The following is a 20,223-nucleotide window of genomic DNA, read 5'->3' as shown; positions in this document are numbered from 1 at the left end:
GTTCGCTCAGCCGGCGAAGCTCCTCGCGCGATGCGTCTCGCGCCCGCCGAGCAAAGTGAGATCGACCTGCGTCTCCCCGATCTCGTAGGGATCGATCGCGAAGATGTCGCGATCGAGCAGGATCACATCGGCATATCTGCCGGGCGCCAGCGAGCCGGTCTCGTCGGCGCGCCAGGCGACCGCGGCGGCGTGGGTGGTGTAGCCGCGGACCACCTGCTCGACCGTCAACCCTTCCTCGGCGAAGAAGGCCGGATAGTCGGATTTCTTGCTCTCGGGCCGGCGCGTCACCGCGACCTGCATGATGGCGAAGGGATTGAGCGTCGAGACGCCCCAATCGCTGCTGACGGCATAGGGCGCGCCGCTGTCCAGGATGGTGCGCCAGGGATACATCCAGCGCCCGCGCGTCTCGCCGATCATGGGCATCGCCACCTCGGTGACCGAGGGCTCGCAGCGCGCCCAGAGCGGCTGGATGTTGGCGACGACTCCGAGCTCGCGCAGCCGCGGGATATCGGCGGGATCGATCACCTGCACATGCGCCAGCTGGTGCAGGCTGGGCCAGGCGCCGTTGGCCCGGCGCGCCGCCGCGATGTCGTCGAGCGCGATGCGCGTCGCACCGTCGCCGATCACATGCACATGGAGCTGATAGCGCGCCGCGTCGAAGGCGATGAAGAGCTGCGTCAACTGCTCCCGGTCGAAGAAGAGCGCCGCATTGCCACCCTCGGCGTCGGAATAATCCTCGATCATCACGGCCGTGCGATTCTCGAGCACGCCGTCGAGGAAGAATTTGGCGGAATGGACCTGGGCCATGGGCGTCTGGAAATCGCGGCGCAACGCGTCGAGGCGGCCCAGCGCGTCGGCCACGGACTCGTCGGGATTGACCTTGGCGGTGGCGCGGACCCGCACCTTGAGCTCGCCGGCGCGGTCGAGATCGCAATAGACCTTCATATGCCGCTCGCGCACCAGCGCGTCGAGCACGCCGGTGATGCCGTGGCGGCTGCAGAGATCCTGGCCGAAGCGCACGCCGTCGAAATAGGCGTCGAGCGGGAGCTTGGGCATGCGCTTGCGCACCCAGTCGATCGCATCCTCGTAGATGAGGCCGGTGGGAACGCCCTTGGCATCGCGTACGAACTTGCCGTTATGCGGATCGGCGACGCTGGCATCGAGCCCGATCGCCTCGCAGGCCTTGGAATTGATCGCGGCGTTGTGGCCGTCGGAGGCATAGATCCAGAGCGGCCGGTCGGGCACGGCGGCGTCGAGCACCGCACGGTCGAGATTGTGGGCGCCGAAGATGCCGGAATACCAGCCGGTGCCGCGCACCCAGGGATCGTTGGTACGCCGATGCGCGAACGCGCGCAGCACCGCCTGCAGCTGCTCCACCGTGCGGCAGGCTTCGAGATTGGCGCTGGAGGAGAAATCGGTGCCGCTGTCCTGGAGATGGATGTGGGTGTCCTGGAAGCCCGGCAGCGCCAGCCTGCCGCCGGCGTCGATCTTCCGCGTGCGGCCATTGGCCAGCGCCCGGATCTCGTCGTTGCGGCCCAGCGCCACCAGGCGCCCGTCCTTGACCGCCAGCGCCTGGACCTGCGGCTCCAGCGGATCCATCGTGCGGATATCGGCATTGACGAGAATGAGATCGGGCGCGCTGCAGAGGGCCATTCCAAATCCTGTTCTGAAACGAAAAGCGCCCGCTCCCGAGGGGAGAGGGCGCTGTCGATCAAATCAGGCTGTCCGGAAAAAGACAAACCCCAAGGATGGAATGGTCCTCGAGGCCGGCCTTTCGGCTCAGTCCGCCATGGCGGCGACGCCGATCGGGCAGCTCATGCCGGTGCCGCCGAGCCCGCAATAGCCGCCCGGATTCTTGGCGAGATATTGCTGGTGATAGGCCTCGGCGTAGTAGAAGGGGCCCGCCGGTGCGATCTCGGTCGTGATGGGGCCATAGCCGCCTTGCGTCAGCACGCGCTGATAGGCCTGGCGCGAGGCTTCGGCCGCCCGCAGCTGCTCGGGGCTGGTGGCATAGATGGCCGAGCGATAGGCTGTGCCGACATCGTTGCCCTGGCGCATGCCCTGGGTCGGGTCGTGACTTTCCCAGAAGACCTTGAGCAGGGCCTCGTAGGAGGTCTCCTTCGGGTCGAACACCACCAGCACGGCCTCGGTATGGCCGGTGAGGCCAGTGCAGGTCTCCCGGTAGGTCGGGTTTTGGGTGATGCCGCCGGCATAGCCCACGGCCGTCACCCAGACGCCCGGCGCCTGCCAGAATTTGCGCTCGGCACCCCAGAAGCAGCCGAGCCCGAACACCGCCTGCTGCAGCCCGGCCGGGAAGGGCGGCGTCAGCTTGCGTCCGTTGACGTCATGGGCCTCGGGGACCGGCATGACTTCGGCGCGGCCGGGCAGGGCCTCGGCCTGGGTCGGCAGTTTCAAGGATTTCTCCGCGAAGAGGCGGCTGAGCATGGGGGACCGTCCTTGTTCTTGGGGTTCTCGGGTCTGCCGCAGGATTTGGCGGAGCGAACCCCGGAAAACAAGACCCAGGAGCGCAGTCGGAGATCACGTTGGGTTGAGGGGAAGGTGAGCTCGATCTGTCCCTTCCCCCTTCAAGGGGGAAGGCTAGGAAGGGGGCAAACGCGGTGCTGAAACCGCGTCATCCCCCTCCTTAATCCTCCCCCGCGAAGCGGGGGAGGAGCCAAGGGCCGAGATTACCGCCGGCTGCCGGCGCGGCGGCGGGTGGGCTGGGCGACGGGCTCGCCGAAATGCTGGGCCATGGCGCGGGCCTTGATCGCGGGCCAGCGCTCCACCAGCTCGGTCGAGCTGATGGCGCCGTAATGGCTCATGATCTCCTGGGCGAGGCTGAGGCACATCGGCTTCTCGACCGCGACCCAGTGATCGAACTCCCAGGCTACGCCCTCGTCCTGGAGCGACGCCGTCGCCAGGAACACATAGGCGTCGTGACGGGTCTCGCCCGCCTTCACCACGCAGGGGCGCAGTGCGTAATCGTCTGACTCGTACCACTGGATCCGGGCGACGTCCTCGGCGGTAAGGCCGGTGACGACCCGGCCTTCGACGCGGCCGCCCGGCGTCGGCACGATGATCGGAAAGGATTCGTTCTTCGCGCGGCGGCGCTCATAGCCGAGGATCTCGGCCGGCGCATGCGCGATGTCGCCGGTGTCGCGGTCGAGCACCAGCCGCAGCAGGTCCGCATCCATCAGGCTGCCGAAAAAGAAGAGGCGCATCGTCCTTCACTCCCTGAAACCGGAACTCATGATCCTGCGCGGCTGGACCTTGCGAAGGGCCGGCAGCGCCGCCGCTCCGGAGCCGGAAGAGGCTCCCAGAGGCGTTCAGACCGTCCTTGCCGTTTTGGGAGAGGGCCCCCAGGCGGCGAACAACAAATCACGTCCCAATCGGAACCGGCATCACCGATGCCGCTCAACCAATAAGAGGCCGCGTTTTCGTCGTTGCATAACCACGAGGGGCCATAGGCACGTGCGAACTACGTCCGTCGCGGCAAATAATGCCATTCGACCTGTTGCGCAAGAGTAAATTCATGCCGCCGGGAAATTTCCGCACCGGCGTCGCGGCGCGGGTCACGGCTTCGGGAGGGGCCGCGCCGGCGTCAGTCGGGTTTCGCGCGCGCGACCGGCACGAGCTCGGGCGACAGCAGCAGCCCCGGGAAGGACCGCCAGGGCGTGAAGCCGGCGGGGGCGTCGCCGGGCGCGCGCGGATCGGCCAGGCGATCCGTCAGCGCCAGCGCGCGGGGCCGCCGCGCCAGGAAGGCGTTGCCGCCGGCCGCCGCGAGCCAGGCGCTCGAGGCCACGATCACATCCCAGCGCCGGCCTTCCGCCGCCTGCGTCGTCACCTGTCCCGGTGCCGTCAGCCGTCCGATCGCCTCTCGCGCCGAGGCGCCCAGCCCCGGCTCGACCGAGACCGCGAGGCGCGGCAGGTCGACCGCGTCGGAAACCCTGTCGGGATCGGCCTCGCCGGCAAACAGCACCGACAAGGCGGGCTCCAACCGATGCAGCTCCTGCAGCCCCTGATAGAGCGCGAGGCGCGCCTCGAGGGCTTCGGGAGCGACAGGCGCGGGCTTGGCACAGCGCGGATCCCGCGCGAGCGCATGGGCCGGGCGCCCGTCGCGCCCTTCGAGCAGGGCGGCAAACTCCGCCATGACCGGCCCACGGCTGTAAGCCTCGTCGTAGCGGGCTTTGCCCGAAGCGGCGATCGCGGCGGCCTGCGCCGGATCGGCGAGCAGCGCTTTCGCCTGGGACACGAGATCTTCCGGCCCGTCATAGAGCCGAAGATGACGCCCGGGCTCGAACAGCAGCTCGAGCCCCGCCTGCGGCGCCAGCCGGTCGGTCAAGAGGCAGCCGCCCGCCGCCAGCACCTCGATCACCCGCTGGTTCAGATCGCCATTGAGGCTGCAATTGAAGGCGACGGTCGAGGCGGCATGAAGATTTTGGCCCGCCGCTCCCTTCGCCATGAAGAGCTCGGGCGTGAGGCCCGCCTCGATGAGCCGGTCGATCATCAGCCGCCGCTGCCGGTGATGATCGCCCAGCTGGCCGAGGAAGGTCAGGCCGCGGCGCGGCTCCGGCAGGCCGGTCACGGGCGGCGGATCGATGGCGAAGGCGGGCAGCCAGTGGACCGGGCGCAAGCCCGCTTCGAGGAAGAAATGGCCATGCTGGCGGGTGTAGTCGAGCAGGATCAGATCGAAGGGCTCGGATTTCGCATAGCGGATGAGGCCCGCGATCGGCGCGCGGCCATGATGAGTGTCGCCGATCAGGAGCACGCGCCGCGCCTGGACGCCGGCGAGATTGCCGGGCCGGTTGCGCCGCGTCGCATCTGCCCGCACCACCACCAGATCGGGACGCTGCGCGGCCGGCAGGCGGTCGACGACCGCGGCGAGGTCGTAGCTGCCGAGCGCCGTCTGGAGCGAGACCACCCGATCGCCGTCGCTCCGATCGGGGCGTGCCGGACCGCAGACCACTTGGTCGGCCGACAGGCGCGGCGGATCCATATAGCCAGGGGATGTATGGGTCGCATACAGGATGGGCATCGCGGGGGCGGATTCCCTCGGAACTTATGATTAGGAAGAGATTACTTCATTCCCCGGGCGCGCCGCCGCCCCCGAAGATGGAGGATCGTCAACCTTTTGTTGGCGGTTCGCCACTAGCTTCTGCCTCCCCGGGCCAAGTAGGCGCGGGAATGACACGGGTTGAACCTCTGACAAGTAGTTGGAGACGGCCGCCATGGCCCTCACGGTTACCTTCAATTTCGCATCGCAGATCGCGAATCGCCAATTGGCGGCAAGCGACGCGGCCCTCACCAATTCGGTCGCCCGGCTCTCCTCCGGCTCGCGGGTCGTTTCCGCGAAGGACGATGCCGCCGCCATGGCCATCGGCTCGCGCATCAATTCCAAAGTCCAGGCGCTGCGCCAGGCGGGCGTGAATGCCGGGCAGGCCGCCTCGATGGTGCAGATCGCCGACGGCGCCATGGCGAAGGTCACCTCGATCATCGACCGCATGAAGTCGCTCGCGGTGCAGTCCTCCTCGGGCCAGCTCTCGGGCACCGAGCGGGCGATGATCAACACCGAATATGTGGCGCTGCGCGACGAGATCGACCGGATCTCCGGCGCGACCGAGTTCAACGGCCAGACCCTGGTCGGCTATGCCGGCGCGACCTACACGCTGCGCGGCGATGTCGCGCATGGCGTCGTCAAGCGCGACGGCGTGGCCCTCGCCCTGGGCGACAGCTTCACCCAGACCGATCTCGATCTCGGCCGCATCAGTTATGAGAATGACGGCAGCGGCGTGACCGACCGGCTGATCGTCAGCGTCTCCGACCAGGACGGCAACGCGCTCGGCACCATCGCCGGCGCCGGCAGCGCCGCCGCCTTCGAGGATGCGGAATACAGGATCTCGGGCGGGCTCGGCATCATCCATGCCTCGACTGCCTATGCGCGGGCTGCTGCCTACGGTACCAGCGGGTCGGGCAACGGCATCACCGTGGCGGTGATCGACAGCGGCGTCGATACCGGCCATAGCCAGCTCGCGGCCAACCTCCTCGCCGGTACCGACATCGCCGACGGCGACGCCAATCCGATGGACGACAACGCCGCCGAGGGTGGCCATGGCACGCATGTCGCAGGCATCATCGCCGCGGTCAATGACGGTGCCGGTACGCAAGGCGTGGCCTTCCAGGCCAAGATCCTGCCGATCAAGGTGATCCAGACCGCGAGCGGCGGCGGCATCAATCCCAACGATGTGGCCTCCGCCATCAACTACGCCGTCGCCCAGGGCGCCAAGATCATCAATATGAGCCTCGGCGGCACCGCGCCGAGCGCGGCCGAGAACACCGCCATCGCAGCCGCGGTCGCGGCGGGCGTGGTGGTCATCTCCTCCTCGGGCAATTCCTCGGGCGAGAGCCCGCTCTGGCCGGCGCAATATGCGATCGACCCCAATGCCGACGGCTCGATGCTGGCGGTGGGCGCCACCGACTTCCTCGATCACATGGCGAGCTTCTCGAACCTCGCCGGCATCGCCAAGGATGCGACCGTCGATGCGCCGGGCGTCAACATCCTCTCGACCTATGTCGGCGGCGGCCTCGCTTACATGTCGGGCACCTCGATGGCGGCGCCCCTGGTCGCCGGTGCCGCCGCGGTGCTGGAAAGCCTGTTCCCCAATCTGAGCGGCAAGGAGATCACCAATCTCATCACCTCGACCGCCCGCGATATGGGGCAGGCGGGAGCCGACAAGACCTGGGGCCAGGGCATCGTCGATCTCGCCCGCGCCAGCCTGCCGCAGATCCAGATCGACATCGGCATCGGCGCCGGCGGCGACATGACCGTCAACAGCGGTGGCAAGGGGACCGTCGTCGCCAACCTGCTCGATCCGACCACGGTCTATAGCAGCATCAATGCGCCCACCAACCGCAACTACTCGATCAAGGTCGCCAGCGACACCGGCAGCTCCGACCGCATCGGCGTCGCGCTCGATGCCATCAGCAGCTACAATCTGGGCCTTCATCTGAGCACGGTCGACAGCCTCGCCAACGCGACCGGCGCGATCGATGCCCTCGACACCGCGATGGACCGGCTGGTGAAGGCGCGGGCGGGCCTCGGCTCCTCGCTCAACCGGCTGGATTTCGCCGCCGCCAACATCGCGACCACGGTCGAGAACAGCGAAGCGGCCCGTAGCGCGCTGCTCGATCTGGACATGGCGTCCGAGATGATCGTGGCGACCTCGCGCAAGGTGCTGGTCCAGGTCGGCGTCGCGATGTCGGTCCAGGGCAATATGCGCCAGCACGATCTGCTGAACCTGCTACAGTAGGCGCGAGACCGGGGCGCGAGCCTCCGATCCGGGCCTGACGCGCCCGGTGGCTTTTCCCGGGCAGCGGCAGCCGGCGGTGTCCGGCCGCGTCCGCGCCCCTTGGCGACCCCCGTTTCGGCTTTATCCTCTTGTGGCGGGCCCGCTCATGGCGGGCGTCCGCAGCTTGGCTTTGGTATCTCGAGGCGACATGAAGTTTCGTCGTGCGTTCTGGCTGATCGGCGCCCTCGCCCTTTCTCCCGGGGGCGTGAGCCCGGCAGAGGCTGACTCGGAATGCCCCTATCTGACTCGCCCCCTGGTCGAGATCGAGAACGGCGTGACCCGCATCAATCAATGGGAGCATGGCACGCTGCTCTGCTATCGCGGTCGCATGCTCCGCTGCGAGGTCGGTGTCTGGTACGACTATGGCGATTGCCCGCAAGGCCTCGACTGGCAGGCACGCGACGCGCTCACGCAGGAGCAGAATGCGCATCCGGAGGGCGTGACCACCCCGGCGCCGGCAGCGCCGGCCGAAGTCTCGCTGCCGGCGCCTCCCACCATGTCCCAGCCGCTGTCGACGTTGACGCCGGCGACGCCGGCGCAGCCGCCGCCGGCCCCGGCAGCGCCGGCCGAAACCTCGTTGCCCGCGGCGCCGACAACGTCCCAGCCGTTGCCGGAGATGACCTCGCCGACGCCGGCGGAGCCGTCACCGTCGCCCGCCCTTGCGCCCGACCCTGCGGAGCCGGTGACGACGGCGTTGCCGTTGGCACCAATGATCGTGACGCCGCCCTATGACGAGGCGCCGGCGCCCCCGTCAACGGCGCCCGCGGCGCCGCCTGAGAGCGTGATCGATCGAACGCCGATCGATTGCTCCGACATGGAGCGCCTGACCTTCGAGCGCCTCTACAACAAGAGCTTCGTGGAATCGCAGCAATGCCAGTCTGCCTGCACGAACGATGCCTGCAGGCAGGAATGCGAATACCAGCACGAGAATGTGCGCGCGCCGAAGCTCAGGGAGCGGTTCCACGCCGACGCCTGCCACGCGACTTGGTATCCCTGACGAGACCGGTGCCCCTTGAAGGGGGCGATGCCGGCGGGAAGGGAGAGCCCGCCGGCATCGGATCGGCCGCCAAGAGGGGGATGATTGGCGGCGGGGGCGACGTCGATCGCTGTTGTCTCGGCGTCCTTGCCCCTGAAGATGTCGCAACCGGTGGCGCGCGGCCAATGCGAAGCGGCGATGAATTCGATGATGCCGGGTTATGGCCTGCCGGCACCCGCCTCAGGGATGGCGCATCGGGGCCGCCAGGAAGCAGCCGAACTCCTTGACGAAATCGACCGAGATGCGGGCATGGACCTTGCCCTGCCGGTCGCGGAAGCGCGCATGGTCGGCCAGCGGCACGACGGCGGCATGCCAGATGTTCGGATGGATATAGAGCCCTCGCGAGCCGTCGCACCAGAAGGCGACGAATTTCTCCGGCGTCACATCGTCGCCGGGCAGTGCCAGGGGCGCGATGAAGGGCTGGTTGTCGAGCGGGAAGAAAAGCTGCCCGCCATCGGGATGGTAGTTGGCGCGCCAGATGAGGGCGCGCTCGCGTGGCGAGTTGCGTCGTTCCTTGATGACATCGGGAAAATCGCTCCAGCCGAACAGGTAGCTGTCGCCGACCGCCTCGTTGCGGGCATGAAGCGCGCCTTCCTTCCACCAGAACTCGAACAGCCCCTCGGTGGTGCCGCCCTGGTCGCCCGAATTGGTGTCCACCGGCCGGCGGCCCAAAGCGGGCCAACGCACGATCTCGATCTTCTGGGCGTCGAAATCGTCAACGAGGTTGCCATAACCCTGAAGGGTTTGGGGCGTGGCGACAACGAGCGGCACTTCGACGAAGCGCCGAGCCTCGGTCGAGGGGCGGTAGGCGATCTCCAGGCTTGGAACATCCATGATTCGATTCGTCCTCTGACGACAAAAAGCGGTGATTGTGATCCCGATCGTGCGGCGGCTTTGTGACAGGGCTCGGCGCCTATGTCGATCATAGCCGTGACGGTTCGGGCGATCATCCTGATTCAGCAGGGTTTCTTGTGCGCGGAGGCACAGGCCCTGGCAGCCTCATTGTCCTTTGCGGGCCAGAATTCTCCGGTGCCTCCTCCATTTTGGCGATGACGGCAACCCGGGGAATCGTCCGGCATCCTGCTCGACGAAGCAGCGAAGCGATCGCGCATTAAGGATATTTCGAGCCTTGTGGGGCGGGCACGGATTGATATCCTATCAATGTAAAGGCGAAAAACCGGGTCATTATTCTCCCGATCGATCATTGATGAGGCCGCGCCGATGACAGAGGGGTCACGCTGCGCCGGAACCAGGGGTCGACATGCAAGGGAATGAATCAACAGAGGTGGGCCGGCCTGTGAGCGAGTGCAATTTGAAATAAGAAACTGATCCATGGGAAGGCCCTCGGAAGGGGAAGATGCTTACCGAGGGAACGTCTGGCGATAATGGCCTGACATCAAGCGACGATGCGCGAGAATCCGCTTCGCTCGTTCTCGATGCCCGTAGTTTCGACGGCAAGCTGCCCTGGCCGGCAGAGGCCTTGCTGCACGCCGACTTCGTCCACTTGGGCGACGATCTCGTGGTTCATCTCGCTAATGGCGAGACGGTCCTCATTCAGCACTACTTCTCCGCCGCGCAACCCGTCGAGCTGGTGAGTTTCGACGGTGCGCTTGTTCCCGGTTGGCTCGTCGGGCTGCTGTCGGCACCTTCCGTTCCGACGCAATTGGCGCAAGGCACCGAGACGAGCGGCCTCGGCGATCCGATCGGCGAGGTCCATGCCATCACCGGCAGCGCAACTGTCACGCATCCCAATGGTGTGACCGGACCGCTCGCCGTCGGCAGCCCGATCTATCTCAACGACATCGTCGAGACCGGCGACGGCAGCGCCATCAACATCCAGTTCGTAGACAAGACCACCTTCGCGTTGGCCGACAACGGGCGAATAGCGATCGACAAGCTGATCTATGACCCTGCGGGGAGCGACAACGGACTTGGGATCTCCGTTGTCACCGGCGCCTTTGTGTTCATCACCGGTGCGATAGCGCCCGCATCCGGCGATGGCATGGTGATCACCACTCCGGCTGGCAGTATCGGCATCCGTGGAACGACGGGTGGCGGCGACGTAACGCCGGAGGGCGCGGTCAAAGCCTGGGTCGTGCAAGACAACGACCCCGAGCAGGAATCCATCACCTTTACTGACAATACGGGCCATTCCTACAAGCTGTCCGAAGCCGGCTCGACGATCGACTTCACTTCGCCGAACAGCCCACCGTCCCTCTCGGTGCAGCCCGGCGACACCCTGCTGAAGAGCGTCGGCACCATTCAAAGCGTGGTACCCAGCATCACCCACACCCTGACCAGTCCCGACAACAACCAGCCGCATCAAGAGCAGCCGCAAGAGCAGCAGAAGGGCGAGAACGACCAGCCCGGCGACCAGGGGGCGGCGCAGGCCTCCCAGTTCGAGACGGCGGCGGGCTCGCCAGGGAGCGAGGGCAGCGGCAATGTCGCGGGCGACAGCGGCAGCGGCAATTTCGCTTTCTTCTCGCCCACGGGCGTGGCGCCCGAGGGCGAGACGGGTGCGCTCTCGGGAACGGACGAAGGCCCCGGCTCCGGCAGCGCGGGCGGGGGTGCCTTGGGTGGTGGTGGCAGCGGTTCCGGCGGCTCGCTGCCGCCGACCGCCGGATCGCCGTCCGGCCCGCAGTTCGAGGTTCTGCCGCCTCCGTCGCCACCGGACCAGAACGAGCCACCCCCGCCGCCGCCGGATCTGGTCGATACCAACGGAACGGGCGACCAAATCGCCGAGGCCGCGGCGACGGGTGCGCCGGTCGGCATCACGGTGAACGCGCCGCAATTGACGGGGACGGTCACTTACAGTTTGACCGACGACGCCGGCGGGCGCTTCGCGATCAATCCCAACACCGGCGTGGTCACGGTGGCCGACGGCGCGCTCCTGAATTCCGAGGCCGCGACCAGCCACAGCATCACGGCGCAAGCGACCAACGGCTCCGACACGGTCGCACGGAGCTTCACCGTCACCATCGCCGATCTTCCGCCCAGTACACCCGTCGATTCCGACGCGGATGCCAACAGCGTCGCAGAGAATGCGGCCAACGGCACGACGGTCGCCCTCACGGCACAAGCCACGGACCCCAATGGCGGCTCCGTCACCTATTCCTTGACCAACAACGCGGGCGGCCGATTCGCGATCGATTCCGCGACGGGTGTCGTCACCGTCGCCAACGGCGCCTTGCTCGATCATGAGGCAGCAGCCAGTCACGACATCACGGTACACGCGGCGGATCCGTTCGGCGCCGCCTCGGAGCAGACGTTTACCATCGGGGTTGCAGACGTCAACGAGCCGCCGGGGGTGCCGACCGATGCCAACCCCGCCGACAATCAAGTCGCAGAGAATGCCGCCAACGGCGCTATCGTCGGGGTGACGGCCCTGGCGATCGATCCGGATGGCGATACCGTCACCTACAGCCTGACGGACGATGCCGGCGGACGTTTCGCAATCGATCCGACCAGCGGCGTGGTGACGGTGGCGAACGGCGCGCTCTTGGATTTCGAGTCCGCGACCAGCCATGTCATCACGGTCCAGGCTTCGAGCAGCGGAACGTCCCCCTCGACCCAGAACTTCACCATCGCGGTGGCGGATCAGAATCCGGAGGCCGGTGACGTCACCAATCTGCATTGGAGCATCTCGGGGCAGAGCCAGCTCAGTGAAGGCGCCAATGCCGTTTATACGGTGAGTTATAGCGGCGCCACCTTGTTGCCCGGGGTGACAGAAACGATCACGGTCGCGACCGGAGCGGCGCCGAGCGGATCGCCCGATGCCATCGGTGGCAGCGACTATGCCACCGTCAACATGATCTTGACCTTTACCGGAGGCGGTCCGACCGCACAGACTCTGTCCCTGGCGACGGTCGACGACACATTGGTCGAAAGCAGCGAAGATTACGCCGTCCAGCTCTCCGGTCCTTCACATGGCACTGTGGCTAGCGGGACCGTGAGCACCGTCATCCTCGACGACGACGCGTCGAACCTGAGTTGGTCGATCGTCGGTCAGACCCAGGTCGATGAGGGCGCCGACGCCACCTATACGGTGGGTTATTCGGGCGCTGCCCTGGCTCCCGGCCAGACCGCCTCGGTGACGGTGCAGACCGGCGCGGCCGGGGGCGGCGCCCCGAATGCCATCGGCGGCAGCGACTACAACAATGCGAACATTGTCCTCACCTTTACCGCCGGCGGCGCCACGGCCCAGACGCTGACCGTACATACGGTCGACGACACGCTGGTCGAGGGCACCGAGGATTATCAGGTCACGATCGGCCCGGTGTCGAGCGGCTCCATCGTGGCTGCGACTGCCGCCACCAACATCCTCGACAATGACGCGTCGAGTTTGGTCTGGACTCTTTCCGGAGCGACACAGGTCGGGGAGGGCGCCACCGCTGTCTATACGGTGAGCTATGGCGGCGCCGCTTTGGCGCCGGGTCAGTCGGCCTTCGCGACCCTTCAGACCGGCAGCGGCGCGGCGACGGAAGCTGTCGATTTCGCCAGCCGCGATGGATTCGTCCTGACCTTCACCGGCGGTGGCCCGCTGAATCAGACCGTCAACGTGACGACCCTTCAGGATACGCTGCTCGAGGGAACGGAGGGCTATCAGGTCACTCTGGGTTCGGTTTCCGCCGGGAGCGTGGCGACGGCTACGGTCTTCACCGAAATCGTCGATGATGATGCGTCGAACCTCGCCTGGTCGATCGCGGGGCAGGCGCAGGTCGTCGAAGGCAATGTCGCCAGCTACACGGTGAGCTATGCGGGCGCCGTCCTGACGCCGGGGCAGAGCGTGGTCGTCACGGTCGCGACCGGACCGGGAACCAACGCCGGCACTCCCGACGCAGTCTCCGGAACCGACTACACCGCCCTCGATGTCGTTCTGACCTTCAGCGGGGGAGGACCGACCGCGCAGACCGTCTCGGTTCAGACCAGCGACGACACCGTGGTCGAAGGCACGGCGGATTACAGCGTCCAGCTCTCCGGTCCCTCCGCGGGCGCCATCGCCGTCGGCACGGCCGGCACGGATATCGTCGACAATGACGGTGGCGGCCTGCTGTGGTCGCTCACGGGCGCAAGCGCGGTCGATGAAGGCGGCGATGCTGTCTATACGGTGGGTTATGCGGGCGCGGGGCTGGCGCCGGGCCAGACGGCCGTCGTCACGATCGAAACCGGCATTGCCGCGGGCGCGACGCCGGATGCAATCAGCGGGAGCGACTACACCGCCGTCAATCTCGTCCTGACATTCACGGGTGGCGATCCGACAGCCCAGACGCTCGCCCTGCATACCAGCGGCGACAGTCTGGTCGAAGGCACCGAAGACTATCAGGTCGCGATCAGCGGGCCATCGAGCGGCTTGGTCGTGTCGGGGACCGCCGTCACCGCGATCGTCGATGACGATGCCTCAAACCTGCTCTGGAGCCTGACCGGCCAGAGCCAGGTCAATGAAGCGGCGGACGCGATCTACACGGTTGGCTACAGCGGCGCAACGCTGGCCGTGGGCCAGAGCGCGACCATCACGGTGGCGACTGGAACCGCGGCGGGCGGTGCCTCGGATGCGACGGCGGGCGCGGACTACACCTCGCTCACCCAGGTCCTGACCTTCACCGGCGGTGGGCCGACGACCCAGACGGTATTGGTGCATACCCAGGACGACACCCAGGTCGAGAGCACCGAGGACTACCAGGTCCAGCTCTCGGGCCAGAGTTCGGGGACTATCGCCCAGCCAACGGCGGCGACCAACATCCTCGACAATGACGCGTCGGGGTTGCAGTGGTCGATGACGGGTACGACGCAGCTGACCGAGGGGGCCGATGGCGCCTACACGGTGAGCTACACGGGCGCAACACTGGCCGTGGGCCAGACGGCGACCGTCACGGTGGCGACCGAAACCGCGGCTGGTGGTGCTCCGGATGCGACGGCGGGCGTGGACTACACCTCGCTCACTCAGGTGCTGACCTTCACCGGCGGCGGGGCGACGGCGCAGACGGTGGCGGTCCATACCCAGGATGACACCCAGGTCGAGGGCACCGAGGACTACCAGGTCCAGATCTCGGGCCAGGGTTCGGGGACTATCGCCCAACCAACGGCGACGACCAATCTCGTCGACAACGATGCTTCGAACCTGCAGTGGACGATCACCGGCACGACGCAGCTGGCCGAGGGTGCGGATGGCACCTACACGGTGAGCTACACGGGCGTGACGCTGGATGCCGGCCAGACCGCGACAATCACGGTGGCGACGGGCACGGCGGCTGGTGGCGCTCCGGATGCGACGGCGGGCGTGGACTACACCTCGCTCATTCAGGTGCTGACCTTCACCGGCGGCGGGGCGACGGCGCAGACGGTGTCGGTGCACACCCAGGACGACACCCAGGTCGAAGGAACCGAGGACTACCAGGTCCAGCTCTCGGGCCAGAGTTCGGGGGCCATCGCCCAGCCAACGGCGACGACCAACATACTCGACAATGACGCTTCGGGGCTGCAGTGGTCGGTGACCGGCACGACGCAGCTGACCGAGGGTGCGGATGGCACCTACACGGTGAGCTACACGGGCGCAACACTGGCCGTTGGCCAGACGGCGACCATCACGGTGGGAACGGGTAGCAGCACCGGAAACGGGACTCCCGATGCGACGGCGGGCGTGGATTTCACCTCCCTCACTCAGGTGCTGACCTTCACCGGCGGCGGGTCGACGGCCCAGACGGTGTCGGTGCATACCCAGAATGACACCCAGGTCGAGAGCACCGAGGATTACCAGGTCCAGCTCTCGGGCCAGAGCTCGGGGACCATCGTCAATGCGACGGTAACCACCAACATCCTCGACAATGATGCTTCGAGCCTGCAGTGGTCGATCACGGGTACGACGCAGCTGACCGAGGGGGCGGATGGCACCTACACAGTCGCCTACAGCGGCGCAACGCTGGCCCTGGGCCAGAGCGCGACCGTCATGGTGGCGACGGGTAGCAGCACCGGAAACGGCACCCCCGATGCGACGGCGGGCACGGACTATACTTCGGTCGCCCAGGTCCTGACCTTCACCGGCGGCGGGTCGACGGCCCAGACGGTGTCGGTGCATACCCAGAATGACACCCAGGTCGAGAGCACCGAGGATTACCAGGTCCAGCTCTCGGGCCAGAGCTCGGGATCCATCGCCCAGCCGACGGCAACGACCAACATTCTCGACAATGATGCTTCGAGCCTGCAGTGGTCGATCACGGGTACGACGCAGCTGACCGAGGGGGCGGATGGCACCTACACGGTCGCTTATAGCGGCGCAACGCTGGCCGCCGGTCAAACAGCCTTCGTCACGGTGCAGACCGGAACCGCGGCAGGCGGCGCTCCGAATGCGACCGGCGGTAGCGACTATAACAATGTCAACACTGTCCTGACCTTCGCCGGTGGCGGCACCACAGCTCAGACGCTGACGGTCCACACAAACAACGACACCGTGGTGGAGCCCAATGAGGATTATCAGGTCGCGCTCGGTGTGGTTTCGATCGGCACCGTGGCCGTCGGCACGGTGACCACAGACATCATCGACGATGACGGCACAAACCTCGCCTGGGCGATTACCGGATCAGCCCAGGTCAATGAGGGTGTCGACGCCAGCTATACGGTCAGCTATGCCGGGGCGGCGCTGGCAACGGGCGTGACTGCCTCGATCACGGTGGCGACAGGATTGGCGCCCGGGGGCGCGTCGGACGCGGTTTCGGGGGTGGATTTCGACGCCGTGACCACGGTGCTCACTTTCACCGGCGGCGGAGCGACCCTGCAGACTCTGACGGTCCACGCGATCGCGGATACGGAGCCCGAGAATACTGAGGATTTCAGCGTGGTGATCTCGGGCGCCTCCCCGGGATCGATCGAAACCGGCACCGTGACCACCGAGATTCCGGGTGGCGTAACGGGGAGCGAAGTGTTGCGGGGAACCGCCAACGCCAACAGCATCCAGGGCCATGACGGGGATGATTGGATTCAGGGCTTGGCGGGCGACGACACGCTTCAAGGTGGCCCCGGTGCCGACACACTGATCGGTGGCAGCGGCAATGACGGGCTCGATGGTGGGCCGGACGCCGATCTCTACTATCATTCCGGGTATCTGAGCGACGGTTTCGACACCATTGAGAACGCGACTGCGGGCGATGTCGTCACCTTCACCGGAGGGCCCTTCTTCTTCGACGTCAATTTCGATCGCGTGGGCAACGATCTCGTCATCGGCAGCGCCATCGACGACAACTATGATTTCGCAGATACGGGCTCGGTGACCATCAAGGATCACTATGCCGGTTCTCCGATCGAAAAATTCACCATCGATCTCGGTTTCCTCAACAACGCCTACTACAATGACACCAGCCTGACCGGGCTCGACTATGCGGTTTTCGTGACACCCGGTGGACTCATCGGCAGCGATCAAGGGGCCTTCGCCGAGATTCTGCAAGGCTCGGCCGCCGCCGACGTCATCCTCGGCAATGGCGGCTATCACGACGAGATCTATGGCGGCGGGGGTGACGACAGCATTGTGGCCGGCGACGGCAATGACTGGCTGGTCGGCAATGCGGACAACGACACGATCGACGGCGGCAATGGCGACGACAATCTGCAGGGCCGCGACGGCAACGACGTCCTCATCGGCGGGAACGGCTTCGATCTGGTCTGGTATCACCGTGCCACGGCCGGCGTGACAGCCAGCCTGGCGGCCGGCGGCGCCAGCGACGACGGGCAGGGCGGTACCGACAGCTTCACCGGTATCGAGGGGCTGATCGGTTCGACACATGACGACAATCTGGCCGGCGATGGCAACGGCAACTGGCTCGAGGGCCGCAATGGCAACGACACTCTGGCCGGCGGCGGCGGCGGCGACACGCTGATCGGCGGCGAAGGGAATGACAGTATCGACGGTGGTGGTGGCGCCGATCTCTATTTCCACTCGGGGTTCATGACCGACGGCTTTGACACGATCGCGAATGCCACCGCGGGCGATGCCGTGATCTTCACCGGTTCCGGTTTCTTCGATCTCAACTACGACCGCATCGGCAACGATCTGGTCATCGGCAGCGCCGTCGACAGCAATTACGATTTTGCCGATACGGGGTCTGTCACGATCAAGAACCACTATGCCGGGGCGGCGATCGACCGCTTCACGATCAATCTCGGCTATGACGACGCGATCTTCTACAACGACCCCAGCGTCGTCGGCAGCGGCAACGTGACCGTCTTGACGCCTGCCGGGTTGACGGGTACCGACCAGGGCGATTATGCCGAGATTCTGCAAGGCACCGGCGGCGGCGAGACGCTGCTTGGCAATGGCGGGTATCACGACGAGATTTTCGGCTATGGCGGCAACGACAGCATTGTCGCCGGCTGGGGCAATGACTGGCTGGTCGGAAGCCAGGGCGACGATACCGTCAATGGCGGCAATGGCGACGACATCCTGCAAGGCCGCGAAGGCGCCGACCTTCTCATCGGCGGCAACGGCTTCGATTTCGTCTATTACAACCGCGCCACTGTCGGTGTCGTCGCCAACCTTCTAACCGGTGGCGCCAGCAACGATGGTTATGGCGGCATCGACAGCTATGTAAGCATCGAGGGCCTGCGCGGTTCGGAGCAGGCCGACAACCTCACCGGCAACACTGTCAACAACCGGCTCGAGGGGCGCGGCGGAGACGATACCCTCGGGGGCGGGGGCGGCGGCGACACACTGGTCGGTGGCGCGGGCAACGATCTCTCGGATGGCGGCGCCGGCGCCGATGTCTATCTCCATTCCGGCTACCTCGACGACGGTTTCGACACCATCGAGAATGCAACGGCGGGAGACACCGTCGCCTTCACCGGAGGGCCGTTCTACTACGACTTCCACTACCAGCGCGTCGGCGACGATCTGGTCATCGGCAGCGCGGTCGACGGCAACTACGACTTCGGCGAAACCGGCTCGGTCACCGTCAGGGACCAGTATGCCGGCGCCGCCATCGATGGCTTCTCGATCGATCTCGGTTACTGGAACAACGCCTGGTACAACGATCTCGATCAGACCGGCCTCGACTATACTGTCTTCGTGACTCCGGGCGGATTGGTCGGCACCGACCAGGGCGCTTATGCCGAGCTCTTGCCGGGGACCGACGGCAGCGACACGATCCTCGGGAATGGCGGGTATTACGACAATGTCTGGGCCGGCGACGGCGACGACAGCATCGTTGCCGGATGGGGTCATGACTGGCTGGTCGGCGAGGGTGGGGACGACACCATTCTGGCGGGCGAGGGCGACGACATCCTGCAAGGCCGGGCCGGCAACGACATCCTGAACGGGGAAGGCGGCTTCGATCTCGTCTATTACGACCAGGCGCCTGGCGATGTGGTGGCGAGCATCATCGCCGGCGGTGCCGGCGCCGATGGCTATGGCGGCACGGATACCTATGTCTCGATCGAAGGGATCGTCGGCTCGGACTACAACGACAATGTGGTGGGCGACGGCGGCATCAACCGGCTCCAGGGCGGCTTCGGCGATGATACGCTGACGGGCGGTGGCGATAGCGACACGATCCTGGGCGGCGGCGGCGCCGATCTGCTGCTTGGCGGCGCGGGAGCCGACTGGTTCGTCCGCGCCCCCGGCGAGGGCGACGACATCATCGTCGACGCGGACGGAGCGGATGTTCTTCAGTTCGATCCGGACAGCTATGTCTATGACATCGATTGGTGGCGCGACGGCAACGATCTCTGGATCGCGGGCGTTGCCGATTCCACCTATGACTGGGCTCTCGATGGCTCGGTCCGGATCGAGGATCAATATGCGGGCTCCGGCCATGGCATCGCTCATGTCGAGGCCGATTTGGGCGCCGACAATCTGTGGTACGGCAATGACCCGTCGATCTCTATCATCTTCACGCCGACCGGCCTGATCGGCGGCGCGCAAGGAGCCTGGAGCGAGCTTATCACCGGCGACTTCACGACGGCGACCGACGACGTGATCTCCGGCGGCGGAGCGGCGACGGCGGCGGAAACGGAGACCGTCGAAGGAAGCTACCGGGATCTCATGAGCGGGGGAGCCGGCGACGACACGATCTATGGCAGCAGCAACCTGGTCGATCTCGGCGGCGATACGATCGTCGGCGGCGACTGGATGAGCGGCAATGACGGCGACGACGTCCTCTACGCTGGCGGCGGTGACGACACCCTGCGCGGCGACGCTGGCAACGACCTGCTCGATGGCGGCGGCGGCACTGACGAGGTCCGCTACCATTTGGAAGCCGGTGGCGTGACGGTCAATCTGAGCGATGCTGCCATCATCGTTGGATTGGATACACTGGCAGCCGGGACGGCGATCGACAGCGGCGGCGGGATCGACACGCTGGTCTCGATCGAAGATGTCCGCGGCTCGCATCAGACCGACTATATCCAGGGCAGTGCCGTCGCGAATGTCTTGAATGGGCTGGAGGGCGACGACACGATCCTCGGTGGTGCGGGCGATGACACCATCCAGGGTGGCAGCGGCGCCAACGTCATCGCACCGGGCGACGGCAGCGACCTTGTCGATCTGGGCGCCTTCGATTCCTCGGCCGATCGCGTCGAGTATCGTGACGGCGCAATCTCCGGGACGGATGTGATCCAGGGTTTCAACGCTGACGATCAGGACCAGATCGATCTGGACGGATTGTTCGACGCGCTCGGCACCGCGACCGTCGATCGCGGGATCAACAGCGGCTATCAGTTCCAGAACGGCAACGAACTCTGGGTCAATACCGACGGCAATACCGGCAACGGCTTCGAGGTGCAGATCGCAACCGTCCAGGTTACGAGCGGCATCCTCGATGCGGGCGATGTCGCGGTCGGTACGCTCTGATCGCGACGAAT

General features: G+C 66.2%; 8 protein-coding genes. 3 read left to right on the top strand and 5 right to left on the bottom strand.

Annotated elements, in window-relative coordinates; all coding sequences use genetic code 11:
* Positions 1 to 6: 6 nt before the first annotated feature.
* The 4 genes from FRZ44_RS21310 to FRZ44_RS21295 form a co-directional block, all read right to left on the bottom strand.
* Positions 7 to 1,653: an amidohydrolase gene (locus FRZ44_RS21310; protein WP_151179070.1), complete on the bottom strand. Its 1,647-nt coding sequence runs from the start codon at positions 1,651 to 1,653 to the stop codon at positions 7 to 9.
* Between the two features lie 126 nt (positions 1,654 to 1,779).
* On the bottom strand, positions 1,780 to 2,445 hold the full coding sequence (gene msrA, locus FRZ44_RS21305; RefSeq protein WP_151179069.1) for a peptide-methionine (S)-S-oxide reductase MsrA: 666 nt from the start codon (positions 2,443 to 2,445) through the stop codon (positions 1,780 to 1,782).
* A gap of 242 nt (positions 2,446 to 2,687) precedes the next feature.
* The gene (locus FRZ44_RS21300) at positions 2,688 to 3,221 is read right to left on the bottom strand and encodes a gamma-glutamylcyclotransferase family protein (protein ID WP_151179068.1); all 534 of its coding nucleotides are present in this window, start codon (positions 3,219 to 3,221) and stop codon (positions 2,688 to 2,690) included.
* Positions 3,222 to 3,601: 380 nt separating this feature from the next.
* On the bottom strand, positions 3,602 to 5,035 hold the full coding sequence (locus tag FRZ44_RS21295; RefSeq protein ID WP_151179067.1) for a glycosyltransferase family protein: 1,434 nt from the start codon (positions 5,033 to 5,035) through the stop codon (positions 3,602 to 3,604).
* A gap of 193 nt (positions 5,036 to 5,228) precedes the next feature.
* Between FRZ44_RS21295 and FRZ44_RS21290 the strand changes: the two genes are divergently transcribed.
* Entirely contained in the window at positions 5,229 to 7,307 is a 2,079-nt protein-coding gene (locus FRZ44_RS21290; RefSeq protein ID WP_151179066.1) for a S8 family serine peptidase, read from the top strand.
* 187 nt (positions 7,308 to 7,494) lie between these two features.
* Entirely contained in the window at positions 7,495 to 8,343 is an 849-nt protein-coding gene (locus FRZ44_RS21285) for a hypothetical protein (protein WP_151179065.1), read from the top strand.
* 219 nt (positions 8,344 to 8,562) lie between these two features.
* On the opposite strand, the gene FRZ44_RS21280 is transcribed toward FRZ44_RS21285, so the two are convergent.
* The gene (locus FRZ44_RS21280; protein ID WP_151179064.1) at positions 8,563 to 9,216 is read right to left on the bottom strand and encodes an ureidoglycolate lyase; all 654 of its coding nucleotides are present in this window, start codon (positions 9,214 to 9,216) and stop codon (positions 8,563 to 8,565) included.
* 523 nt (positions 9,217 to 9,739) lie between these two features.
* On the opposite strand from FRZ44_RS21280, the gene FRZ44_RS27540 reads away from it, so the two are divergent.
* Positions 9,740 to 20,212: a Calx-beta domain-containing protein gene (locus tag FRZ44_RS27540; RefSeq protein WP_151179063.1), complete on the top strand. Its 10,473-nt coding sequence runs from the start codon at positions 9,740 to 9,742 to the stop codon at positions 20,210 to 20,212.
* Positions 20,213 to 20,223: the final 11 nt, after the last annotated feature.

The sequence above is a fragment of the Hypericibacter terrae genome, assembly GCF_008728855.1.
GTDB classification, from domain to species: Bacteria; Pseudomonadota; Alphaproteobacteria; order Dongiales; family Dongiaceae; genus Hypericibacter; species Hypericibacter terrae.
The sequence above is the reverse complement of the archived record's forward strand: the minus strand, read 5'-3'. Positions and strand labels throughout refer to the sequence as shown.